General features: G+C 58.9%; 21 protein-coding genes. 4 read left to right on the top strand and 17 right to left on the bottom strand.

The genetic code is table 11. The annotated features are described in order from the left end of the window. Positions 1–20: 20 nt before the first annotated feature. The 15 genes from rnhB to rpsB all read right to left on the bottom strand — a co-directional run bounded on the left by rnhB (position 21) and on the right by rpsB (position 15,013). Complete coding sequence (gene rnhB, locus BN1118_RS04965; RefSeq protein WP_156994823.1) at positions 21–611, bottom strand: ribonuclease HII; 591 nt, start codon at positions 609–611, stop codon at positions 21–23. 81 nt (positions 612–692) lie between these two features. Beyond that, positions 693–1,832, bottom strand: coding sequence for a lipid-A-disaccharide synthase (gene lpxB, locus BN1118_RS04960; protein WP_043554780.1), 1,140 nt, complete (start codon positions 1,830–1,832; stop codon positions 693–695). Then, positions 1,825–2,616, bottom strand: a complete 792-nt coding sequence (gene lpxA / locus BN1118_RS04955) for an acyl-ACP--UDP-N-acetylglucosamine O-acyltransferase (RefSeq protein WP_084214007.1) — start codon at positions 2,614–2,616, stop codon at positions 1,825–1,827. Before lpxA ends, lpxB begins: the two co-directional genes overlap by 8 nt. A gap of 5 nt (positions 2,617–2,621) precedes the next feature. Next, a complete protein-coding gene (fabZ, locus tag BN1118_RS04950; protein ID WP_042038166.1) occupies positions 2,622–3,083 on the bottom strand; it encodes a 3-hydroxyacyl-ACP dehydratase FabZ in 462 nt (153 codons plus the stop codon). A gap of 24 nt (positions 3,084–3,107) precedes the next feature. After that, positions 3,108–4,127, bottom strand: a complete 1,020-nt coding sequence (gene lpxD / locus BN1118_RS04945) for a UDP-3-O-(3-hydroxymyristoyl)glucosamine N-acyltransferase (protein ID WP_043554885.1) — start codon at positions 4,125–4,127, stop codon at positions 3,108–3,110. A gap of 3 nt (positions 4,128–4,130) precedes the next feature. Next, positions 4,131–4,643, bottom strand: coding sequence for an OmpH/Skp family outer membrane protein (locus BN1118_RS04940; protein ID WP_042867201.1), 513 nt, complete (start codon positions 4,641–4,643; stop codon positions 4,131–4,133). A gap of 148 nt (positions 4,644–4,791) precedes the next feature. After that, entirely contained in the window at positions 4,792–7,215 is a 2,424-nt protein-coding gene (gene bamA, locus BN1118_RS04935) for an outer membrane protein assembly factor BamA (protein WP_043554778.1), read from the bottom strand. Between the two features lie 34 nt (positions 7,216–7,249). Continuing rightward, a complete protein-coding gene (gene rseP / locus BN1118_RS04930; protein WP_043554777.1) occupies positions 7,250–8,602 on the bottom strand; it encodes a sigma E protease regulator RseP in 1,353 nt (450 codons plus the stop codon). Between the two features lie 171 nt (positions 8,603–8,773). Further along, positions 8,774–9,967, bottom strand: coding sequence for a 1-deoxy-D-xylulose-5-phosphate reductoisomerase (ispC, locus tag BN1118_RS04925; RefSeq protein ID WP_043554776.1), 1,194 nt, complete (start codon positions 9,965–9,967; stop codon positions 8,774–8,776). Between the two features lie 132 nt (positions 9,968–10,099). Continuing rightward, positions 10,100–10,957, bottom strand: a complete 858-nt coding sequence (locus BN1118_RS04920) for a phosphatidate cytidylyltransferase (protein WP_043134484.1) — start codon at positions 10,955–10,957, stop codon at positions 10,100–10,102. A 26-nt stretch (positions 10,958–10,983) separates the two neighbouring features. Further along, the gene (uppS, locus tag BN1118_RS04915) at positions 10,984–11,760 is read right to left on the bottom strand and encodes a polyprenyl diphosphate synthase (protein ID WP_043554775.1); all 777 of its coding nucleotides are present in this window, start codon (positions 11,758–11,760) and stop codon (positions 10,984–10,986) included. Positions 11,761–11,832: 72 nt separating this feature from the next. Next, positions 11,833–12,390, bottom strand: coding sequence for a ribosome recycling factor (frr, locus tag BN1118_RS04910; RefSeq protein ID WP_042867195.1), 558 nt, complete (start codon positions 12,388–12,390; stop codon positions 11,833–11,835). Between the two features lie 102 nt (positions 12,391–12,492). Further along, on the bottom strand, positions 12,493–13,227 hold the full coding sequence (pyrH, locus tag BN1118_RS04905) for a UMP kinase (RefSeq protein ID WP_042038153.1): 735 nt from the start codon (positions 13,225–13,227) through the stop codon (positions 12,493–12,495). A 71-nt stretch (positions 13,228–13,298) separates the two neighbouring features. Next, a complete protein-coding gene (gene tsf, locus BN1118_RS04900) occupies positions 13,299–14,180 on the bottom strand; it encodes a translation elongation factor Ts (protein WP_042038148.1) in 882 nt (293 codons plus the stop codon). Between the two features lie 104 nt (positions 14,181–14,284). Then, positions 14,285–15,013, bottom strand: a complete 729-nt coding sequence (rpsB, locus tag BN1118_RS04895; protein WP_042867194.1) for a 30S ribosomal protein S2 — start codon at positions 15,011–15,013, stop codon at positions 14,285–14,287. A 362-nt stretch (positions 15,014–15,375) separates the two neighbouring features. Between rpsB and map the strand changes: the two genes are divergently transcribed. The 4 genes from map (at position 15,376) to BN1118_RS04875 (ending at position 20,521) form a co-directional block, all read left to right on the top strand. Then, a complete protein-coding gene (map, locus tag BN1118_RS04890) occupies positions 15,376–16,164 on the top strand; it encodes a type I methionyl aminopeptidase (RefSeq protein WP_042867193.1) in 789 nt (262 codons plus the stop codon). 64 nt (positions 16,165–16,228) lie between these two features. Further along, a complete protein-coding gene (gene glnD, locus BN1118_RS04885) occupies positions 16,229–18,916 on the top strand; it encodes a bifunctional uridylyltransferase/uridylyl-removing protein GlnD (protein WP_043554774.1) in 2,688 nt (895 codons plus the stop codon). Positions 18,917–19,051: 135 nt separating this feature from the next. Further along, the gene (gene dapD, locus BN1118_RS04880; protein WP_042867191.1) at positions 19,052–19,879 is read left to right on the top strand and encodes a 2,3,4,5-tetrahydropyridine-2,6-dicarboxylate N-succinyltransferase; all 828 of its coding nucleotides are present in this window, start codon (positions 19,052–19,054) and stop codon (positions 19,877–19,879) included. A gap of 258 nt (positions 19,880–20,137) precedes the next feature. After that, positions 20,138–20,521, top strand: coding sequence for a DUF3461 family protein (locus BN1118_RS04875; protein ID WP_011705091.1), 384 nt, complete (start codon positions 20,138–20,140; stop codon positions 20,519–20,521). Positions 20,522–20,774: 253 nt separating this feature from the next. Here BN1118_RS04875 and ptsG read toward each other — a convergent pair whose 3' ends face one another. Together ptsG and BN1118_RS04865 are read right to left on the bottom strand one after the other, a co-directional pair. Continuing rightward, positions 20,775–22,205 (bottom strand): PTS glucose transporter subunit IIBC, encoded by a 1,431-nt coding sequence (ptsG, locus tag BN1118_RS04870; protein ID WP_043134475.1) that lies wholly within the window; start codon positions 22,203–22,205, stop codon positions 20,775–20,777. 431 nt (positions 22,206–22,636) lie between these two features. Next, positions 22,637–23,608: a MalM family protein gene (locus tag BN1118_RS04865; RefSeq protein ID WP_043554773.1), complete on the bottom strand. Its 972-nt coding sequence runs from the start codon at positions 23,606–23,608 to the stop codon at positions 22,637–22,639. Positions 23,609–23,629 lie beyond the last annotated feature (21 nt).

Here is a 23,629-nt window from a genome sequence, read left to right as displayed (position 1 = left end):
TGCCGGCAGCTCTGCATGGTTTACTCGATCCCCAGTGCACGGCGCACCGGTTTGAAACTCTGCCGATACTCGGGCAAGGGGCCGCGCTCGGCAAGGATGGCAAGGTGCTCAGGGGTCGGATAGCCCTTGTGACGGGCGAAACCGTACTCGGGATGACGGCTGTCCAGCTCGGTCATCTCGGCGTCGCGGGTCACCTTGGCCAGAATCGAGGCGGCGCTGATGGCGGCCACCAGGCTGTCCCCCTTGACCACGGCGCGCGCCTCCATCGGCAAGCTTGGGCAGCGGTTGCCGTCGATAAAGACCAGATCTGGGGTGATGGACAAGCCCGCCACGGCGCGCTGCATCGCCAGCATGGTGGCGTGCAGTATGTTGAGCTCGTCTATCTCCTCGGGCGTGGCGCGGCCGATGGCCCAGGCCAGCGCCTTGGCCTTGATCTCGTCAAACAGCGCCAGCCGTTTCTTCTCGGAGAGCTTCTTGGAGTCTGCCAGCCCGACAATGGGGTTGGCGGGATCCAGGATCACGGCGGCCGTGACCACGTCACCCACCAGGGGGCCACGCCCCACCTCGTCCACACCGGCAACCAGCCTGTCTTCGGGAATATCGATCATCATCTTGCAGCCTTGAATCAAAACAGGCCCCGCAGGGCCTGACATGGGGTCGATTAGCACAGCCCAATCGGCCGCCCGGAAATATTATCTGCCGAGCAGGTCGGCCACCGCATCGGCGGCCTGCACATCGGCGTTGCAGCGAATGCGCTGGTGCAGCCGGGTGAAGGTGGCGATGAGCTCGCGGTTGTCGTGTTCCAGCAGCTTGCTGACCTCTTCCACCAGATTGTCCGGGGTGCATTCGTGCTGGATGAGCTCGGGCACCAGCATCTGGTCGGCCAGCAGGTTGGGAAGGGACACATAGGCGGTCTTCACCAGCCGCTGGGCCAGCCAGTAGCTGAAGGGTTTGAGCTTGTAACCCACCACCATGGGCTTTTTCACCAGCATGGCTTCCAGCGCGGCGGTACCGGAGGCGAGCAGCACGGCATCGGCGGCTATCATCGCCTCGCGCCCCTGCCCCTCCAGCAGCACCATGTCGAGATCCGGCGCCAGCTCGGCCTTGATGGCCATGAACTGCTCGCGCCGTTTGTCGTTGACCAGCGGCACTATGAAGCCGAGATCCGGGTAACGCACCGTCAACCGCTTGCAGGCCTCGAGAAATACCGGTGACATGAAGCCCACCTCGGCGCTGCGACTGCCCGGCAGCACCGCCAGCCACCGCCGGCCCGGGTCAATGCCCAGCGCCTGGCGCACCGCGGCCTGATCCGGCACCAGCGGAATATCGTCCGCCATGGTGTGGCCGACAAAGCGGCAAGGGGCGTCGAAGCGGTCGTAGAAGGCTTTCTCGAACGGCAGGAAGGCGAGCACCATGTCGGTGGCGGCCTTGATCTTGTGAATGCGGTTCTGACGCCAGGCCCAGACCGAGGGGCTGACATAGTGAACCGTCTTGATACCGGCGCGGTGCAGTTTCAGCTCCACCCCGATATTGAAATCCGGTGCATCCACCCCGACGAAGATGTCGGGCGGATTGGCGATAAAGTGGCGCAGCAGTTCGCGGCGGACCTTGAGGATGCGGGGCAGACGGCCAAGCACCTCAGTGATCCCCATGACGGAAAGCTCTTCCATCTCGAACAGGGCCTTGACGCCCAGGGCCTGCATCCGCGGCCCGGCGATCCCTTCAAACTGCGCGTCCGGATAGCGGCGCTGCAGTTCACGCACCAGCCCGGCAGCCAGAATGTCGCCGGAGGTCTCTCCGGCGACGATACCGATGCGAACGGGATCAGGCACGGATGATCCCGCGCTCGTTGTCCTTGAGGAAATCCACGTAGAGCTGAACGGCCGGTTCGCTGGCCGCCATCTCGATCAGCACGGGCAATACCTCTTCGATGGTCTTGCCGGAGCGGAAGATCTCCTTGTAGGCTCGCTTGACGGCCGAGATGGCTTCGGGCGTGTAGCCGCGACGACGCAGGCCTTCGGAGTTGACCCCGAACGGCTTGGCGTAGTTGCCGGCCGCCATCACGTAGGGCGGCACGTCCTTGTTCAGGGCGGCGCAGCCACCGACGAAGGCGTGGGAACCGACCCGGCCAAACTGGTGGATCGCGGAGAGACCGCCAAAGATCACGAAATCGCCGATCACCACGTGGCCCGCTAGGGTCGCGTTGTTGGCGAAGATGCAGTTGTCACCGATGATGCAGTCATGGGCCACGTGCACGTTGACCATGAAGAGGTTGCCGCTGCCCACCCTGGTCAGGGACTGATCCTGGATGGTGCCGCGGTGCACTGTGCAGTTCTCGCGAAAGACGTTGTTGTCGCCGATCTCGAGGAAGGTGCGCTCGCCGGCGTACTTCTTGTCCTGGCAATCCTCACCTATGGAGGTGTGCTGGAAGATCTTGTTGCCGCGACCTATCTTGGTCGGGCCCTTGATCACCACATGGGAGCCTATCCAGGTGTTTTCGCCGATTTCAACCTCGGCGCCGATGACAGAAAAGGGGCCGATTTCAGCCCCTTTACCGATCACGGCAGACTCATGGACGATGGCGGTATCGTGAATGATGGCAGTCTGGTCGATCACGTGTATTAAACCTCGCGTTTGGCGCACATCAGCTCGGCGGTACAGACCACTTCACCATCGACGGTGGCGACACCGGTGAACTTGGCGATACCGCGGCGCTCTTTCAGGAACACCACGTCGAGCACCAGCTGATCGCCAGGGCCGACCGGACGCTTGAAACGAGCGTTATCGATTGAGGCAAAGTAATAGAGTTCGTTGGGGGACGGCTTGCCCACCATGGTGAACGCCAGGATACCGGTGGCCTGCGCCATGGCTTCCAGGATCAGTACGCCAGGGAACACCGGCTTGGCCGGGAAGTGCCCCTGGAAGATCGGCTCGTTGAACGAGACGTTCTTGATGGCGCGCAGGGTCTTGCGCTCGTCGCTGATCTCGTAGCTTTCCACCTTGTCCACCATCAGGAAGGGATAACGGTGGGGCAGCAGATCCATGATTTCCTGGATACCCAGGCTCTTCTTTTCAGTAGTCAAAACAGTACCCTATACCAATCGTGATTATTCTTGATCCAGCTTCTTCTCAAGCTTGCTCAACCGCTTGTGCATCTCTTCGATACGCATCACCCGGGCGGCGGTCTTGCGCCACTCTTTATTGGTTTGCAGGGGGATGCCGGAAGAGTAGACACCGGGCTCGGTAATGGGTCGCATCACCATGGCCATGCCGGTAATGGTGGCCTGATCGCAGATCTCCATGTGCCCGTTAAAGACGGAGGCGCCGCCAATGATACAGTATTTGCCGACCTTGAGACTACCAGCCATAGTGGTCGCACCGGCCACGGCGGTGCCGTAACCGATCTCGACGTTGTGGGCGATCTGGCACTGGTTGTCGATGATGACGTTATCCGCGATGCGGGTATCTTCCAGCGCACCGCGGTCTATGGTGGTGCAGGCCCCAATCTCGACCCGATTGCCTATGGTCACGCCACCGAGCTGGGGGATCTTGATCCACTCGCCACGCTCATTGGCATAACCGAACCCATCGGCCCCGATCACTGTGCCGGATTGAACCAGACAGTCGGTGCCCATGGTGATGTTGTGATACAGGGTGACGTTGGCCCACAACCGGGAGCGTGCTCCCAGTCGGGTATTCTTGCCAACAAAACAGCCTGGGCCTATGCGCACGTCATCCCCCAGCACCACGCCGGATTCGATCACCGCATTGGCCCCGATGGCCACTCTCTCGCCCAGTTGCACGTCGGCCGCGATAACGGCGCTCGGATGGATATCCGTGGCCGGTTGAGGCGTGGTGTCCAGCAGTTGGGCTACCCGGGCAAACCCTACATAGGGGTCTTTGATCACCAGGGCATTGGTGGGACAAAATGGCAGATCCGCTTCTGTAATGAGCACGGCCGTGGCCTCGCTCTGTTCCAGATAATGCCGGTACTTTTTATTGGACAGGAAGGCGATATCCCCCTCCCCGGCCTTTTCCAGTGTCGCTACCTTGCGGATTTCCAGGGTTCCGTCGCCATGGACCTGGGCCCCCAGTTGCTGGGCCAGCTGTGCGAGAGTGAATGCCATCAATTAGTTGCTCTTGCTTACCTGAGAAATAACCTGGGCAGAGATGTCCAGCTTGCTGGCGGCATACGGGGCGGCATTGCGCTCCAGCACCAGATCATAACCATTGCTCTTGGCGATGGAATCGATGGCAGCCTGTACCTTGGTCAGGATCTTGCCGCGCTCTTCGGACTGACGGCGACCGTTGTCCTGCTCGAACGCCTGACGCTTCTGGTTGAACTCCATCTGCAGCTTGGCCAGTTTCTCCTGGTTCTGCTTCTTCTGCTCGGCGCTCATGAAGGCTTCGTCCTTCTTGAACTTCTCGACCAGAGCCTGACCGTCGGATTCCAGCTTCTGCAGCTCACGCATGCGCGGCTCGAATTCACCTTTCAGCTTCTTGGAGACTGCTTCACGCTGGGGCAGCTTTTGGAATACTTCGCCCATGTCGACCACGGCGATCTTGGTCTCGGCCAAGGCGGAGCCCATGCCGGCAGCCATCAGTGCAAAACTCAAACCAGCTACTTTCAACGCTTTATTCACACTTACTCCTTGTTCCCTCATGTGAGGGCTACCTGATTTACCTGATTATGCAAGTGGTACCCGGACCGACTTGTTACCTGGTGAGGCACGCAAGCTGCGCGTCCCATCATTGAATACCCCCACCGCCTGGGTGGGGGTGCGTCCGTCCTTAGAAGGTGCGGCCGATGTTGAATGAGAAGAACTCGGTGCGATCGCCCTCGTACTGCTTGAGCGGACGGGCAATCGCGAACACCAGGGGTCCCATGGGGGAGAGCCACTGCAGCGACAGACCGGCCGAGGCGCGGTAGTTGGTCGGGTCCGAATAGTCGCTCAGATAGTTGCAACCACTGAAACAGCGGTTCTGGTACTGGGCATAGTCGAAGGTGGTATCCCACACTGAACCGGCGTCGATGAAGAAGCTGGTACGCAGCTGGGGCTGATAGGTCTCTGACGCGAACGGCGTCGGCACTATCATCTCGAGGGAGGCCACCGCCAGAGCGTTGCCGCCCACCGAGCTGTCGGTGCCCTGGATGACGTCGTTGCCGCTCAGGTTGTAGTAGTAGAGCGCCTTCGGACCCACGGTGTTGCTCTTGAAGCCGCGCAGGGTATCGAAACCACCGGCGAAGTAGTTCTCGAAGAACGGCAGTACGTGGTCATAGTTGCCGTTGCTGCCGTAACCGTTGCCGTAGGAGGCGCGGGCCTTGGCCATCAGCACCCACTTGTGATCCGCATCGAACGGGAAGTAGTGCGCATCTTCGGCGTTCAGCTTGAAGTACTGCAGATCCATGCCCGGCACTGTCACCTTGGCGTTCACACGCTGACGGTCACCGGCGGTCGGGAACATCCCCTTGTTGAGGGTGGAACGGGTCCAGCCGGCGGTGACGTCGACGGTGTTGAACACCATGCGGTTGTCGCCATCCTTGTTCTTGCTGTACACCTTCCAGAACTCATCCACCTGCAGATAGGGGTTGGGCTGGGACAGCTTGTTGTTCTCAAGGCCGAGGCTGAAGTCGAGGCGGTTGTTCTCGTTGACCGGGAAACCACTGGAGAGGCGGAAGCCGACTGTGGTGTTCTCGTAGTCGACTATGTTGGCGTCGGCCGCACTGAACTGGTTGTAGTAGAGACGACCACCCAGGCTGACTCCGTCCACGGTGAAGTAGGGATCGTTGTAGCTGAGGTCGACGCTCTTGGAGTACTTGTTGGTACTGGCGGAGATGCCGATCTTCTTGCCGGTCCCCATGAAGTTGTCCTGCTGCAGGCCTGCCTGCAGGCTCAGGCCCGATTCGGTACCATAGCCCACGCCGGCGTTGATGGAGCCCGCTGGCTGCTCCTTGACCTTGAAGTCGAGATCGACCTGGTCATCGCTGCCCGGCACCCGCTTGGTATCCACTTCCGCGGTTTCGAAGTAGCCGAGGCGGTTGAGACGGGTCTTGGACTGCTCGACGCTGTCGGAGGAGAGCCAGGTGCCTTCCATCTGACGCATCTCGCGGCGCAGCACTTCATCCTTGGTGGTGACGTTGCCGCTGAAGTTGATGTTGCGCACATAGACACGGGGACCCGGCTCTATGTTGACGATCAGCTCCACTTCCTTGGTCTTGTCATTGACCTGGGGGAAGGTGACCACTTTCGGGTAGGCGTAGCCGTAACGGCCAAGGAACTTGGAGAGCACCTCTTCGGTATGGGTAACCTGGCTGGCGGAGTAGATGCTGCCGGCTTCGATGGGGATCAGGCCCTTCATCTCGCCGCCACGATCTATCATGTCGCCCTTGAGCTGAACGCCGGAGACCTTGTACTGATCCCCTTCCTTGACGTTCAGGGTCACGTAGACGCCCTTCTTGTCCGGGGTCATGGAGACCTGGGTCGACTCCTGGGCGAAGCGGATGTAGCCGCGATCCATGTAGTAGGATCGCAGGGTCTCGATGTCACCGGCCAGTTTCTGTTTCTGGTAACGCTGATCACCGGTGAAGTTCCACCAAGGCACATCATCCTTGAGGGAGAGCTGGGCCAGCAGCTTCTCTTCCGGGAAGACATTGTTGCCGACTATGTTGATCTGCTGGATCTTGGCCGCTTCCCCTTCCACGAAGGTGAACTTGAGGTCGACCCGGTTGCGCGGCAGCGGGGTGACGATGGCCTTGACTCTGGCAGAGTATTTGCCCACGCCGTAGTAGAAATCTTCCAGCCCCTTCTCGAGGGAGCTCAGTACGGTGCGATCCAGGGGATCACCCACCCGGATGCCGGAGGACTCCAGGCTCTGGGTCAGCTGCTCTTCCTTGATATCCTTGTTGCCTGAAAACTCGATGCTGGAGATGGTCGGCCGCTCCTTGACCGCCACTTGCAGCACCTGACCGTCACGGTAAACCTTCACGTCCTCGAAGTTGCCGGAGGAGTAGAGCTTCTTGATGGCGTTGGCCAGGGTCACGGAATCGACGGTATCGCCAACCCGGATCGGCAGGTTCAACAGGGCGGCACCCAGCGTCACTCGCTGCAAGCCATCGACCTGGATATCTTGCACCACAAAAGAGGCAGGGGCCGCCTGGGCCAGGAAACTGGCACCCAGCAGGCAACTCAACACCAATGCTTTTTTAACAGCCATTTTGTTCTTGTGTGTCCTTGTTGATGCTCTGGCCTCAGAGGCGAGCGAAATCATTAAACAGCGCAATGCCCATCAGTAACATCAGAATGGCGGCGCCGATCCTGAAACCCACTTCCTGAATTTTTTCTGATACCGGCTTGCCGGTGACCGCCTCGATGAAGAAGTAGACCAGATGGCCACCATCCAGCACCGGCAGGGGAATCAGGTTGATGATCCCCAGGTTGACGCTGATCAGCGCCAGAAAACCGAGGAAATAGACCAGACCGTAATCGGCACTGCTGCCTGCGCCCTTGGCAATGGAGATGGGACCGCTCAGATTATCCAGCGAGACGATGCCACCAATCAGCTTGCCAATCATGTCAAAGGTCAGTGTGGTCAGGCTCCAAGTCTTCTGGGCTCCCTGCCACAGGGCTTGCAAAGGCCCATACTGTAACAGAATTCGATACTCATCCGGTAATGGAACCAGTTGCGGTGACAGGCCGACAAAACCGACCAGCTGGCCCCGCACTTTTTTCACATCCGGGGTCAGGGTCAGGGTCAGCTCGCTGCCCGCCCGCTCCACCACGACCGGCAATGGCTGCTCCGGTGACTGCTGCACCAGGAGCACGAACTGGGCCCACTCGGTGACCTCCTGCTCGCCCACCCGCTTGATGCGATCACCGACCTGAATGCCGGCCTTTTCGCTGGCACTCTTGGGCACTATGGCCTCGACCACGGGCAGCACCTTGCCGCCAAGGGGCACTATCCCCAGGCTGCCGATGGGTGACTCCTTGTCCGGGTCGAACTGCCAGCCATCGAGCTGGAGGGTCTTGTCCACCGCGTAGCTGGTGTTGGCCGCTTTCAGTTTGAGCTGCACGGAATCATCGCCCAGGTGGCTGATGAGGGCATAGGTCACGCTCTCCCAGTCACCGGTCGCCTTGTCGCCGACACCGACGATCTCCATGCCGGGTTCGATCCCGGCTGCCGCCACTATGGAAGCGGGACGCACCTCCCCCACCACGGGTTTGACAGCAGGGACGCCGATCATGAACATCAGCCAGAGGGCAAACAGGGCAAACACGAAGTTCGCCATGGGGCCCGCCGCCACTATGGCCATGCGTGCCCAGACACTCTTGTGGTTGAAGGCAAATTGCTCATCGCCAGGTTTGAGCTCATCGACCCGGCCATCGAGCATCTTGACGTAGCCGCCGAGCGGGATCAGCGCCAGCACATACTCGGTGCCATCCTTGCCGACCCGGCGCCAGATGGCCTTGCCAAAACCGATGGAAAAACGCTCGACCTTGACGCCACAGCGACGGGCCACCCAGAAGTGGCCGAATTCATGAACCGCAACCAGCAACCCGAGGGCGACAATAAAGGCACCTATGTTCCACAACACGCCGCCCATCAGCCGATCACCTCGATATCATACCCATTCGAACAACTGAAGGAGGCAGTCATCAAGGCATGTTTGTCATTCCACAGCACAGCACTCATCAGTCAGCCACCTCGATTTCATGCATGGTCCGATACCCGAAGGCAAGGATGAAGGCAGCACAATGCCACGAAATACCACTCATCAGCTAAGCTCCTCAATCAAATTGTGAGCACGGGCACGGGCCGCACCATCCAGCGCAATCAAATCATCCAGTGAGCCCACGGCGGAACTGCCCAGCGCCGCCATGATGGCCTCATTGACTCTGGCAATATCCATAAAACCGATCCGCTCTGCAAGGAAAGCCGCAACGGCCTCTTCATTGGCGGCATTGAGCGCCGTGGTCGCCGCCTGCCCTTGCTGGCAGGCGCTCATGGCCAGCGCCAGGCAGGGATAACGCTCATAATCGGGCCGGATAAAGCTGAATTCTCCGACACTGAAGAAATCCAAAGGTTCCACCCCAGACTCAACACGAGCCGGATAGGCCAGGGCATGGGCTATGGGGGTGCACATGTCCGGGTTGCCAAGCTGGGCCAGCACTGAGCCGTCCTTGTACTGCACCATGGAGTGGATGACGGACTGGGGATGGATCACCACCTGGATCTGCTCGGGCGCCGCATTGAACAGCCAGCGCGCCTCTATGTACTCCAGCCCCTTGTTGATCATGGTGGCGGAGTCCACCGAGATCTTGGCCCCCATGGACCAGTTCGGGTGGGCGATCGCCTGGGCCGGCGTGACCCGTGCCAGTTCCTGAATGTCGGTGTAGCGGAACGGGCCGCCGGAGCCGGTCAGCAGTATCTTGCTGATGCCCGCTTCTGCCAGGGAGCAGAAACCGGGCTGACGCTGAATGGCTTCGGGCAGGCACTGGAAAATCGCGTTGTGCTCGCTGTCGATGGGCAGCAGCTCGGCGCCATGCTCGCGCACCGCCTCCATGAAGAAAGCGCCGGACATCACCAGCGCCTCCTTATTGGCCAGCAGGATGCGCTTGCCGGCGCGCACCGCAGCCATGGTGGGCGCCAGGCCAGCGGCACCGACGATGGCCGCCATCACGCTGTGAACATCAGGATGGGCTGCCACCTCGCACAGGGCGGCCTGACCGGACAGTACCCGGGTCACGCTGCCATGGCTCTTGAGCCGGCCTGCCAGCATGGCGGCCGCTTCTTCATCCACCATGACGGCGAAGCGGGGGAAGAATTCGAGACAATCGCGCAGCATGGCGTCCACGCTGCGGGCCGCCGTCAGCGCCAGAACTTGCCAACGGCCCGGATTCTGCCGCAGTACCTTGAGGGTGCTCTGACCGATGGAGCCGGAGGCTCCCAGGATCACCAGGTTATGCATCAACACTCCCGACTTGCTAACGAATGAATGGAGCCGAAAGCCTTCAAGATCATCAGACTATGCATCAAGACTCCTGAACGAGTAACAGACTGACGGAGCCGGATGCTCCCGGGATCATCAGCGAGCGAGGCATCAGAATTCCTGGCTGAGCAACAGGTAGCTGAGCAGGAATACCGGCAGGGCGGCGGTCAGGCTGTCGATCCGGTCGAGAATACCGCCATGACCGGGCAGCAGGGTGCCGGAATCCTTGATGCCAGCTTCCCGCTTGAACATGCTCTCGGTCAGATCGCCGAGCACGGACGCCAGCACAGCCAGCAGGGAGCAGAACAGCACTATGGCCATCTTGGCGGGCACGAAGCCCATGAACCAGGTCACGGCAACGGCCAGCAGGCTGGCGGTAAACAGGCCGCCAACCATGCCTTCGATGGTTTTGCCCGGGCTGACGGCCGGCGCCAGCTTGTGTTTGCCAAAGGCCTTGCCGAAAAAGTACGCGCCAGAATCTGCCGCCCAGACCAGCCCCATGACGAACAACAGGATCCAGGCCCCCATCATGGGGTCGTGATAGAAGTTGTAACCACGGATGGCCACCAGGGACCAGAAGAAGGGCACCAGGGTCACCAGACCGAACAGGGACTTGAGCCAGATGGACTCTTTCCACAACTTGGCGCTCTGGGGATAACGCAATACCAGCAGCAGCCCCAGCAGCCACCAGCTGACCGCAGTCCAGAGCACGCCCATCACCAGCGGATGCAAGTGCGGGGTCCACAGCTGCTCGACCGGCAGCCAGAACAGGCTGGCACCGAGCAACAGACAGAACACCAGCGGCAGCCATTGCTGCGGCTGGGCAGAGACGAAGCCGCTCCACTCGCGGCTGGCCAACAGAAACACCAGGGCTGCCAACAGGGCAAAGAATTTCAACGGCAGAAAGAATAGCGCCCCCAACACCAGGGGAACCAGTAGCAATGCGGTAATAATTCGTTGTTTTAGCAAAAGAAACCTCTCTCTTGGGAGGGGGTTTAGCCGGTCTGATGCTCGGCGATCAATTCCCGTATCTGTTCACCCGTACACCCGAAGCGACGCTCACGGGCAACGAAAGAGGCAACGGCCTCACTGAACTCGGCCTCGTTGAAATCGGGCCACAATACCGGGGTAAAATAGAGCTCGGCATAGGCGAGCTGCCATAACACAAAATTGCTGATGCGATGATCACCACCGGTCCGGATCAACAGATCCACGGGGGGCAGGTCGGCCATGCAGACTTGCCCGGCCAGCAGGGACTCATCGATGGTATCGGCGTCCAGCTCGCCCGCCGCCACGGCACGGGCCAGTTTACGGGCCGCCTGGGCGATATCCCACTGGCCACCGTAATTGGCGGCAATATTGAGGGTCAGCCCCTGGTTGTCGGCGGTCAGGGCCTCAGCCTTGGCGATCTTGGCCTGCAAGCGGTCGCTGAAGCGGGCGGTATCACCGATCACCTTGAGCCGGATCCCGTTGCTGTGCAGTTTCTTGACCTCACGGCCCAGCACGGTCAGGAACAGCTCCATCAGGGCACTGACCTCCCCTTCCGGTCGCCGCCAGTTCTCACTGGAGAAGGCAAACAGGGTCAACGCCTCTATCTTGGCGCGCGCGGCAAAGGTCACCGCCTCACGAACAGACTGCACGCCCGCCTTGTGACCATAGACCCGCATCTTGCCACGGTTCTGAGCCCAGCGTCCGTTGCCATCCATGATGATGGCCACATGACGAGGCAAGGACGAGTTGGCACAATCACCTAACGCTGCCAAAAGCGACATTCATTTCTCCCACAAAGACAAAAGCGCCGTGCAGGGGCACTACACGGCGCTCGTAATATACCTGTCAGAGACTTAGATTTCCATTAGCTCCTTTTCCTTCGCGGCCAGGGCGTCATCCACCAGCTTGATGAAGGCATCAGTGAGTTTCTGGATCTCTTCCTGGGCACGACGGTCGTCGTCTTCGGAGATCTCTTTGTCCTTGAGCAGCGCTTTCAGGTCGGCGTTGGCATCGCGACGGATGTTGCGCACGGCCACACGGGCACCTTCGGCTTCGGCACGGACGATCTTGGTCAGATCGCGGCGACGCTCCTCGGTCAGCGGCGGCAAGGGTACGCGCAGGGTCTGACCGTTGCTGGACGGGTTCAGGCCCAGATCAGAGGTCAGGATGGCCTTCTCTACCGCCTGGATCATGGAGCGGTCAAAAATGGAGATGGACAGGGTACGAGCATCTTCTGCCACCACGTTGGCCAACTGTTTCAGAGGAGTGGCAGCACCGTAATACTCAACCTGGATACCGTCGAGCAGGCTCGGATGAGCACGGCCGGTACGGATCTTGGACATCTGGGTCTTGAGCGACTCTACGCTCTTGGCCATACGGTCCTTGGCGTCGTTTTTAATCTCGTTGATCACAGTGGTTTTCCTTTTGGCGAACGAGCCGCCACGCGGCTCGTGTCTATCATATTTATTTGCTGGCGTAATGAATAAGAGCGCCTTCCAGCCTGATCTCTTGTCTTACTTGCCGATGTGGTGGATCAGGGTGCCTTCCGGCTCACCCATGATAACCCGACGCAGCGCACCCGGTTTGTTCATGTTGAACACGCGGATCGGCAGATCATGGTCACGGGCCAGAGTAAAAGCAGCAAGATCCATCACTTTGAGTTCTTTTTCAAGAACTTCATCATAACTCAATTCATGGTACAGCACGGCATCCGGGTTCTTGACCGGGTCATCCGTGAATACGCCATCGACCTTGGTGGCCTTGAGCACCACGTCGGCTTCGATCTCGATCCCGCGCAGGCAGGCCGCGGAGTCGGTGGTAAAGAAGGGGTTGCCGGTACCGGCAGAAAAGATCACTACCTTGCCGGCGCGCAGCTGGCTGATGGCCTCGGCCCAGCTATAGGAATCGCAGACGCCCTGCAGGGAAATGGCAGACATCAGACGGGCATTCACATAAGCACGATGCAGGGCATCACGCATGGCCAGACCGTTCATCACGGTGGCCAGCATACCCATGTGGTCGCCCACCACGCGGTTCATGCCCGCTTTGGCAAGACCGGCACCACGGAACAGGTTGCCGCCACCGATGACCAGACCGACCTGAACACCCAGCTCAACCAGTTCCTTGATCTCTTGGGCCATCCGCTCCAGCACCGCCGGATCAATGCCAAAACCCTCGGATCCTTGCAGGGCTTCACCACTCAACTTCAGAAGAACACGTCTGTATGCAGGCTTGGGATTGGTACTCATGTCACTGATTCCTGGTCATATAAAGACCGCGACATAAGTCGCGGTCTGGGGAAACGGAAAAACCGGTTCGGTTAGGCCTTCTGAGCGGCCGCGATTTGGGCTGCTACTTCAGCAGCGAAATCGGTCTCTTGCTTCTCGATGCCTTCGCCCACTTCGAAACGGGTGAAGGAGACAACGTCAGCGCCTTCTTTCTTCAGCAGCTCGGCAACCGTCATGGAAGGATCCTTCACGAACGGCTGACCAGTCAGGGAAACCTCACCGGTGAACTTCTTCATGCGGCCTTCAACCATCTTCTCGGCGATCTCTTTCGGCTTGCCGGAGTTGATGGCGATGTCGATCTGAATTTCGCGCTCTTTGGCAACGACTTCAGCAGACACGTCTTCAGGCTTGACGAATTGCGGGCTGTTGGCTGCAACATGCATGGCCAGATCTTTGGCCAGCTCGGCGGAACCACCGGTCAGCTTGGTGATAACACCAATGCGGGAACCGTGAACGTAGGTGCCCAGGTTGTCACCTTCAACCAGCATCACGCGACGCAGGTTCATGTTCTCACCGATCTTGGCGATCAGGTTGGTGATGGTCAGCTCGATGGACTCACCGTTGCCGAAATCGGTCGCTTTCAGGGCGTCGACGTCAGCAATTTTCTGGGTCGCGGCGATATCGGCGATCTTCTGGCCCATTGCCATGAAGCTGGCATCTTTGGCGACGAAGTCGGTTTCGCTGTTCAGCTCGATCATGGCAGCAATGTTGCCTTCGGTACGGGCGAAAATCACGCCTTCAGCAGCGATACGGCCTGCTTTCTTGGCGGCTTTGGCCTGACCGGATTTGCGCATGTTCTCGATTGCCAGCTCGATATCACCAGCAGCTTCTTCCAGTGCTTTTTTGCAATCCATCATGCCAGCGGCGGTGCGCTCGCGCAGTTCTTTTACCAGGGCGGCAGTAACGTTAGCCATGTCCAGTATCCTCGGTCTTGAATTGACAAGAAACAGGGGCCACAAGGGCCCCTGCTAACCAATTACATCAGCTTGGTTAATAAGGGCTTTTCAGTCCTTATCAATTACTCAGCTTCAACGAAGCCATCTTGTTCGGCTTGAACAACGATGTCCTGAGCGCGAGCTTCCAGTACGGTGTCAGCAGCAGCATTCAGATACAGCTGTACGGCACGGATAGCATCGTCGTTACCCGGGATGACGTAATCAACGCCGTCCGGGTTGGAGTTGGTATCAACGATGGAAACTACCGGGATACCCAGGTTGTTGGCTTCTTTGATAGCGATGTGCTCGTGGTCGGCATCGACAACGAACAGCACGTCAGGCAGGCCGCCCATGTTCTTGATACCACCCAGGCTCTTCTCCAGCTTGTCCATTTCGCGAGTACGCATCAGCGCCTCTTTCTTGGTCAGCTTTTCGAAGGTACCGTCCTGGCTCTGGGTTTCCAGATCTTTCAGGCGCTTGATGGACTGACGAACGGTTTTCCAGTTGGTCAGCATGCCACCCAACCAGCGGTGGTTGACATAGAACTGGTCGCAACGATCAGCGGCATCTTTTACGGCTTCAGACGCGGCACGCTTGGTACCTACGAACAGTACCTTGCCTTTCTTGGCAGCTACTGAGCTGATGAAGTTCATGGCATCGTCAAACATCGGAACGGTTTTTTCCAGGTTGATGATGTGAACCTTGCTGCGGGCACCGAAGATGTAGGACTTCATTTTCGGGTTCCAGTAACGAGTCTGGTGACCGAAGTGAACGCCGGCTTGCAGCATGTCGCGCATAGAAACTTTAGCCATTTTATACCTCTGTATTGGGGTTAGGCCTCCACACATCCCATGTAACCGACCCCAAAGGGGCACCCCGGTACAGGTGTCGATGTGTGTGTGTTATTGAGTAAGGGTGATGAAATGCGGACGCAAGTTCCCCATTCCGGCGCGCTTTATACCATAACTTTGGTCAGGACACCACCGGCCGGGGTGCTAAAAATGGATCCCTGTAGTGGATGCTGGGCAGAGGATTTGACGTTGTGATGACAATCACACTGGAAGTAAACGGGGGTTGGGGATAAAATTTTGGCCTGATTGCAAACGCATCTATTTTTCATTACCTGATTGTTGGGCATCGACAGGATGCGCAGTCAGGCCCCAAGAGAGATCCCATGTCCATTAAAATCAAGACACCGGAAGAGATTGAAAAGATGCGCGTTGCCGGCCAGCTGGCCGCCGATGTGCTGATCATGATAGCCCCCCACGTCAAGGCAGGCGTCACCACCGACGAGCTGAACACCCTGTGCCACGACTATATTGTCGACGTACAGCAGGCGATCCCGGCCCCGCTCAACTACCACGGCTTCCCCAAGTCCATCTGCACCTCGGTGAACGACGTCATCTGTCACGGCATCCCCAACCACAAGAAATTGCGGGAAGGGGACATCATCAACCTGGACATCACAGTCATCAAGGATGGCTACCACGGTGACACCTCCGCCATGTTCATCGTGGGTGAGACCACACCGCTGCGTCGCCAGCTGTGCAAGGTCGCCCAGGAGAGCCTGTACGCCGCCATCAAGCAGGTGCGCCCCGGCATGTGCATCACAGAGATTGGCGCCCTGATCCAGCCCATCGTCGAGAAGGCAGGCTTCTCCGTGGTGCGCGACTACTGTGGCCACGGCATCGGCAGCGAATTCCACGAGGAACCGCAGATCCTGCACTACCGCAACGGCGGCAAGCAGGAGCTCAAGCCGGGCATGTGCTTCACCATAGAGCCCATGGTCAACAGCAAGAAGTATCACTGCCGCATCAACCCGAAAGATGGCTGGACCGTGACCACCAAGGATGGCGGCGACTCAGCCCAGTGGGAACACACCCTGCTGGTGACCGAGGATGGCTGCGAGGTGCTCACCCTGCGCCCCGATGACACCATCGACCGCGTTATCCGTCACGTTTGACATTCAACCCCGGCCACACGCCGGGGTTGATCTTTATCCGGCCAGACCGAGAGTGTGAGATGCCATGGATGCCAGCCTGCTTTCCCCCCATCTGTTACCCGACGATCAGCTCACCCGCGAGAACTGCAAAGAGTATCTGAGCCGTTTTCTCGGCTGGCTGCACGCCCGTTTCGATGCCGGTGACAACATCATAGAACTGGTGGCCACCCGCTCCGAATACATGGATGAGTTGCTGACCCGGCTGTGGCAGAAGTTCGGCTTCGACAAGACGGCGCTCACCCTGATCGCAGTAGGCGGCTATGGCCGCGGCGAGTTGCACCCCCACTCCGACATAGACCTGCTGATCCTCTATGAAGGGGAGGAGCTGGACGAGGTGCTGGGGCTGCGCATCGGCGAATTCATCACCTTGCTGTGGGATCTCAAGCTGGAGGTCGGCCAGGCGGTACGCAATGTGGCCGAATGCATAGAGCAGGGCCGCGCCGACATCACGGTCGCCACCAACCTGATCGAGGCGCGCTATATCACCGGCCGCCAGGAGGGTTTCCAGCAACTCAAGGAGGCGACCGGCCCCCAGCACTTCTGGCCGAGCGAGCAGTTCTTCCAGGCCAAGCGCGAAGAGCAGGCCCTGCGCCACCAGCAATTTCAGGGGACCGCCTACAAGCTGGAGCCGGATCTCAAGAGCAATCCGGGCGGACTGCGGGACATCCAGACCCTGGCCTGGGTCGCCCGCCGCCATTTCGGCGCCACCACCCTGTTCGAGATGACCAGCCACGGCTTTCTCAACCGGGCCGAGTATCGCGAGCTGCTCGACTGCCAGAATTTCCTGTGGAAGGTGCGCTTCGCCCTGCACATGGCCATCAACAAGGGCGACAACCGGCTGCTGTTCGACCGCCAGCGCACCGTGGCCCAGATGCTGGGATTCGAGGGGGACGGCAACAGCCCGGTCGAACAGATGATGAAACGCTTCTATCAGACGGTGCGGCGGGTCTCCGAGCTCAACGAGATGCTGTTGCAGCTGTTTGACGAGGCTATTCTCGGCAACACCGCCATGGACGTGCGCCGCCTCTCCGACGAATTCCAGCTGCGGGGTCGCCTCATCGATGCGGTGGATTCCGAGCTGTTTGGCCGCGAGCCCGCCGCCATACTGCGGCTCTTCTACCAGATAGCCCAGCATCCCGAGATTGCCGGCATCCACTCCGCCACCCTGCGCCAGCTGCGCGAGGCGCGCCGCAAGCTCAACTGCTGGCTGCAGGATTTGCCCGAGTGCCGCCGCCTGTTCATGGCGCTGCTGCGCCATCCCAACGGCATAGGTCAGCCGCTCTCCCTGATGCACAAATACGGGATCCTAGCGGCCTATTTGCCCCAGTGGAACCTCATCGTCGGCCAGATGCAGTTCGACATGTTCCACGCCTACACGGTCGATGAGCACACCCACCGGCTGCTCAAGAACATCCACCAGTTTCCCAATCCGGCCAGCCGCCAGACCCACCCGCTCTGCCACGAGGTGTTCACCCGGCTGCGCAAGCCGGAGCTGCTCAGCATCGCCGCCCTGTTTCACGACATCGCCAAGGGCCGGCGCGGGGATCACTCCGAACTCGGCGCCGTCGATGCGCTGGAGTTCTGCCAGCTGCACGGCCTGGATCGCTACGAAAGTCGACTGGTCGCCTGGCTGGTGCGCCACCACCTGCTGATGTCGGTCACCGCCCAGCGCCGCGACATCTACGACCCCGAAGTGGTCACCGACTTTGCCCAGAAGGTGCGCGACGAGCAGCATCTCGACCTTATCTACTGCCTGACGGTGGCCGACATCTGCGCCACCAACGACACCCTCTGGAACGACTGGAAAGGCACACTGCTGCGCGAACTCTACTTCGCCACCCAGAAGGCGCTGCGCCAGGGGCTGGAAAACCCGCCCGACATGCGACTGCGCATTCGCGAGAACCAGCGTCAGGCCAAGCAGATCCTGGCTCAGCGGGACGTACCGGAAGAGGCCATCAACCAGCTGTGGAGCGACTTCAAGGCCGACTACTTCCTGCGCCACAGCCCGGAGCAGATCGCCTGGCACTGTCGCAAGATCATCGAACATGGCGACAACCCGGCCCCGCTGGTGATCATCGGCAAGCATCCGACCCGGGGGGGCAGCGAGGTGTTCATCTACTGCCGCGATACCCCGAATCTGTTCGCCACCGTGGCCTCGGCGCTGGATCAGAAGAACCTCAACATCCACGATGCCCAGATCATGAATTCGCGCAGCGACTATGTGCTGGATACCTTCGTGGTGCTGGAGCCGAGCGGCGAGCCCATCAGCCCCAACCGCACCGCCACCATCAAGAAGGCGCTGGAGAAGGCCTTGCAGGAGCCGGGCAAACTGGTGCTGCGCAACAAGCCGCTGTCACGGCGCCACCGCCAGTTCAGCGTACCAACCCGGGCGGTGTTTTTGCCCCACAAGGGGGAGACCCGCCACACCCTGCTGGAGCTGACGGCGCTGGATACCCCGGGGCTGCTGGCCCGCATCGGCGCCGTGTTCCAGCAGTGCGGCCTGTCGCTCCATGCCGCCAAGATCACCACCATAGGCGAGCGGGTGGAGGACTTCTTCAGCCTCACCACACTCGCGGGCGAGCCCTTGACCCAGAACGAGCAGCTGGCGCTGGAGGAGCGGCTGGTGAATCAGCTCAATCCTCAGGAGTCGGCCGACGATGAGGGCAGCGACAAGCCGGCGAAAGGCCTCACAAGGCGCCTTTCATCATCCTGATTTATCAAGCAGAACAAATGGTTGGACCACTCAAGCACAATAAATCACCGTTCTCCCGAAGAAATCGGCTTGAGCCCTTAAAAACAATTGGAAAAGTGTGATACAACAAACGGAATTTTTTAAAGGAAACCTGTCATGACCGAGTTGCAACAGATCATCGAAGCGGCCTTCGAGCGCCGTGATTCCATCACTCCCGGCTCAGTCGATGCCGCCACCAAGGCCGCCATCCTGCAAGCCATCGACCTGCTGGATTCCGGCAAGGCCCGTGTCGCCGAGAAGATTGCCGGCGAGTGGGTGGTACACCAGTGGTTGAAGAAAGCGGTACTGCTCTACTTCCGCATCAATGACAACGGCATCATCAAGGGCGACGATGCCCAGTACTACGACAAGGTTCCCCTCAAGTTCTCCGACTACACAGCCGAGCAGTTCAAGGAAGCGGGTGTGCGCGTGGTGCCGCCGGCAACCGCCCGCAAAGGCTCCTTCATCGCTCCCAATACCGTGCTGATGCCCTCCTACGTCAACATAGGCGCCTTCGTTGACGAAGGCACCATGGTCGACACCTGGGCCACAGTGGGCTCCTGCGCCCAGATCGGCAAGAACGTACACCTCTCCGGCGGCGTCGGCATAGGTGGCGTACTGGAGCCACTGCAGGCCAACCCGACCATCATCGAAGACAACTGTTTCATCGGTGCCCGCTCCGAGGTGGTTGAGGGTGTGATCGTCGAGGAAGGCTCCGTCATCTCCATGGGCGTCTTCATCGGCCAGTCCACCCGCATCTATGATCGCGAAACCGGCGAAATTCACTACGGTCGCGTACCTGCGGGTTCCGTGGTCGTCTCCGGCTCTCTGCCCTCCAAGTGCGGCAAGTACAGCCTGTACGCCGCCGTGATCGTCAAGAAGGTGGATGCCAAGACCCGTGCCAAGGTAGGGATCAACGCCCTGCTGCGCTCCATCGACGAGTAATGGCCAACTGCTTGCTGCAAGGGCGCCTCGAGGCGCCCTTTTTTATGATTGCATCGACATTCAGATGATAGGAATGTCCCGTGGCCCAGGCTGTCGGTAACAGCGCACTGCTGCGCGCCATCGATAAGTGATCGACCAGCCATCATGGTAAAAGGGGCCTTTTGGGCCCCTTTTGATTTTGGCGCCCCTGTCACAGGCAAGCCACACAGACTCGGTTAAGATAGATGGGTCAGGATCGTTTCAAACCGAGGAAGCCCGATGTACGAGAATCTGAAGAGCCTGGGGATCCAGGAACCCACCTCAGTGGACAGCTATACCCTGCGCCAGGAAGCCAATCACGACATCCTCAAGATCTACTTCAAGAAGCAGAAAGGCGAGTTCTTCGCCAAGAGTGTCAAATTCAAATATCCCCGCCAGCGCAAGACCATGCTGGTCGACTCGGGTACCCATGAGTACAAGGATGTCACCGAGATCAACGCCAATCTCAAGTACGTGGTGGATGAGCTGGATAACCTGACCCAGGGCGTGCACGTCCAGGCCGACCCGGATATCAAGCAGAAGATACTGCGTGACCTGCGTCATCTGGAAAAAGTGGTGCAGAACAAGATCAGTGAAATAGAGCGGGATCTGGAGAAGTTGTAAGCCCGATCCGGCAGCAACGAGGGGCGCCCGTCAGGCGCCCCTTTTCTTTGTGCGGGATCCGTATGCCATGGGCGGGTCAACATCTGGTGAGGGCAGCAGGCCATAAACGCCCCCCTCACCCCCACTCCTTTGGATGCAACTGGATGAGCAACTCGACGGATCCGGTCCCTGCCCGCTATCACCCTGACGCTCGCCCAGCAAAAAGGGAGGCTTGCGCCTCCCTTTTCTGAACTTCAGGATTCAGGCAACTGTATTAGTTGCTCTTCATCCAGATATCCATGTCGGTTTTCAGGTTGTCTGACTTGGTACCGAAGATGGCTTGTACGCCGGAACCAGCCACAACCACACCGGCAGCACCCAGTTTCTTCAGACCAGCCTGGTCAACCTTGGCCACGTCTTTCACGCCAACCCGCAGACGGGTGATGCAGGCATCCAGAGAAGCGATGTTCTCTTTACCACCGAAGGCAGTGACCAGGGCAGCGGACATCTCATCCTTGCTTTGGCTGACGGTCTCTTCAGCAGTCTCGTCTTCACGACCCGGGGTTTTCAGGTTCATGGCACGGATTACGAAGCTGAACACCACGTAGTAGATGACCGCGTAGACCAGACCCAGACCCACCAGCAGCAACATGTTGTCGGCACGGGGTGATTGCACCACGAAGTCGATGAAACCGTTGGAGAAGGTGTGACCGTGTACCACGCCCAGGGAGTTGGTCAGCACATAGGCCAGACCAGCCAGTACGGCGTGAATCGCGTACAGCACAGGAGCGATGAACAGGAAGGAGAACTCAATCGGCTCGGTGATACCGGTCAGGAAAGAGGTCAGGGCGGCAGAGGCCATGATACCTACGATCTTGGCGCGGTTTTCCGGCTTGGCGGCGTGAGCGATGGCAAACGCAGCAGCAGGCAGACCGAACATCTTGAACAGGTAGCCACCGGCCAGCTGACCGAAGCCGTTACCGGCAGCGCGGGAAGCGTCATCGGCAGTCAGGAAGCAGGTCATGATGCCGTGAACAGTCTCACCGGCGCCGTTGACACAGGTACCCGCCTGATAGAAGAAAGGTACGTTCCAGATGTGGTGCAGACCGAACGGGATCAGGGAGCGCTCAACCACGCCGTAGATACCGAAGGCCAGTACCGGGTTCTGGTTGGCAGCCCAGTCGGAGAAGGCACCGATGGCGGAACCAACTGGCGGCCAAATCACGGACAGGATCACACCCAGACCGATGGACACGAAACCTGTGATGATGGGCACGGCACGCTTGCCGGCGAAGAAGCCCAGATACTCTGGCAGCTGGATCTTGTAGAAACGGTTGAACGCCCAGGCAGCCACACCACCGGCGAGGATACCGCCCAGTACGCCGGTCTCGATGGTTTCAACACCCATCACAGGTGCCATCACCTTCAGAGTAGCGGTCATGATGCCGTAGCCAACGATGGCTGACAGACCAGATACGCCGTCGTTATTGGTAAAGCCGAGGGCAACACCCACTGCGAACAGCAGGGCCATCTGACCAAATACGGAACCACCAGCTTGCTCCATCAATTGGGAGACAATTTCTGGCAACCAGCTGAAGTGAGCGGCGCCCACCCCCAGCAGAATACCTGCAACTGGCAAGACCGATACTGGCAGCATCAGCGCCTTACCGACCTTTTGCAGATTAGAGAAAGCATTTTTAAACATGTGTGCGCTCCTGAATGAATTGTCTTCCCGTAAACGGTTCAGTCCAATTGATAGACGATCACGAGCATCATCTTCATCGGCATGAATTCGATTGGGGGTTGTTTATTTTGACCAGATGAATATAACCCAGCAGATCGGAAATTTCTTCCATCAGGCGCAAGGGAATAAAAAATTTGGAGGGGAGATCACAAGATAATTCTGAGGGGAAATTCGGGGGAATTACAGATATATTTCGGCATTTTCATGCTACGCCATAAATATGAAAAGTGCTGTTTCGCATTGTATTTTAACCAATCATATTAATGCCGAAAGAAACGCATTGTAACTTAATGTAACCATTTGCTGTTTTTTCTATTTTAGTCTACCGATTAAAAAGGCCTCCAACAAGGGAGGCCTCAAATAAATATTATCTTTTAAAGACTGGGCAATATTCAGCCTTTCTGCGAACGCTTGACCGCGTCAATAAAGACGGATTTCGCCTTGGTCGAGCCGGCACGCTCGGCCTCATTGACCAGTTGCATCGCCTTGTCGATATCACCGGCTTTCACCGCTTTCTCGATCTGGGACTGATAGAAGGCCTCGGTTTCGGTCAGCATGGCGGGTGCGGGTTTGCTGGGCGCAGCAACGGCTGCAACCGTCACAGTACCAGCGGCCACGGCGGCGGTCGCCGGTGCGGCCTGGCTCATCGCCACCTTGTCTGCGTACTCGGGTTTGAAGACGGCCTCAAGACCCTGCCCCTTGGCCATATCGACGACTTCGATCTGCACCAGGCCCCATGGGGAGTGCGGGATCACGGGATCCTTGATATCCGGCTCGACCGTGCCATTCGCACGGGCAAACGCCTTGGAGGGATGCAATATGGTGGTACTGCCCGCCAGCTGGTTGGCCGGGGCATAGACAATCATGTAGGTTTCAGCCGCCGGGTTGCCCGGCATGCTGCGATCGACAAACACTTTGCCTTCGATGCGATCGTTGTCCAGCAGATGGGCTGGCTGGTAGCTGAATACCGACTCACCCAGCACACGAGTCACCTTGAACTGGGCATCCAGCATGATGACCTGAGGCACCAGCACTGTCTTGCTCACCTGGGAGGCGACCTTGATGGCCAGGTTGCCGGTGTTGGCTGGCAGGCGATAAGCCGCAAAGTAGCTCATCCCCTCGTCAAACTGAAAACTGGGTTGCTTGCCATCGAGGGCCAGCAAGGTATCGCCTTCCGGCAGGCTCACATAATTGAAATCGTTGAAAGCAGCGCAGCAGCTGGTTGCCTGTGAGAGCGCCTGCTTGGCCTGTTCGGCATTACTCAGGATGGATGCGTGATCCTGCACGGGGATCAACATGCTACCGGAACAACCGGCCAACAGCGCAGTAACCACGGCTGCGATAGACATCTTTACCAGTTTCATTCTTCTTATCTCCATAACCCG

Origin of the sequence: Aeromonas bestiarum (assembly GCF_000819745.1) — a bacterium.
GTDB classification, from domain to species: Bacteria; Pseudomonadota; Gammaproteobacteria; order Enterobacterales; family Aeromonadaceae; genus Aeromonas; species Aeromonas bestiarum.
Note: the sequence above shows the minus strand (reverse complement) of the source record. Positions and strands in the feature narration are given on the sequence as shown.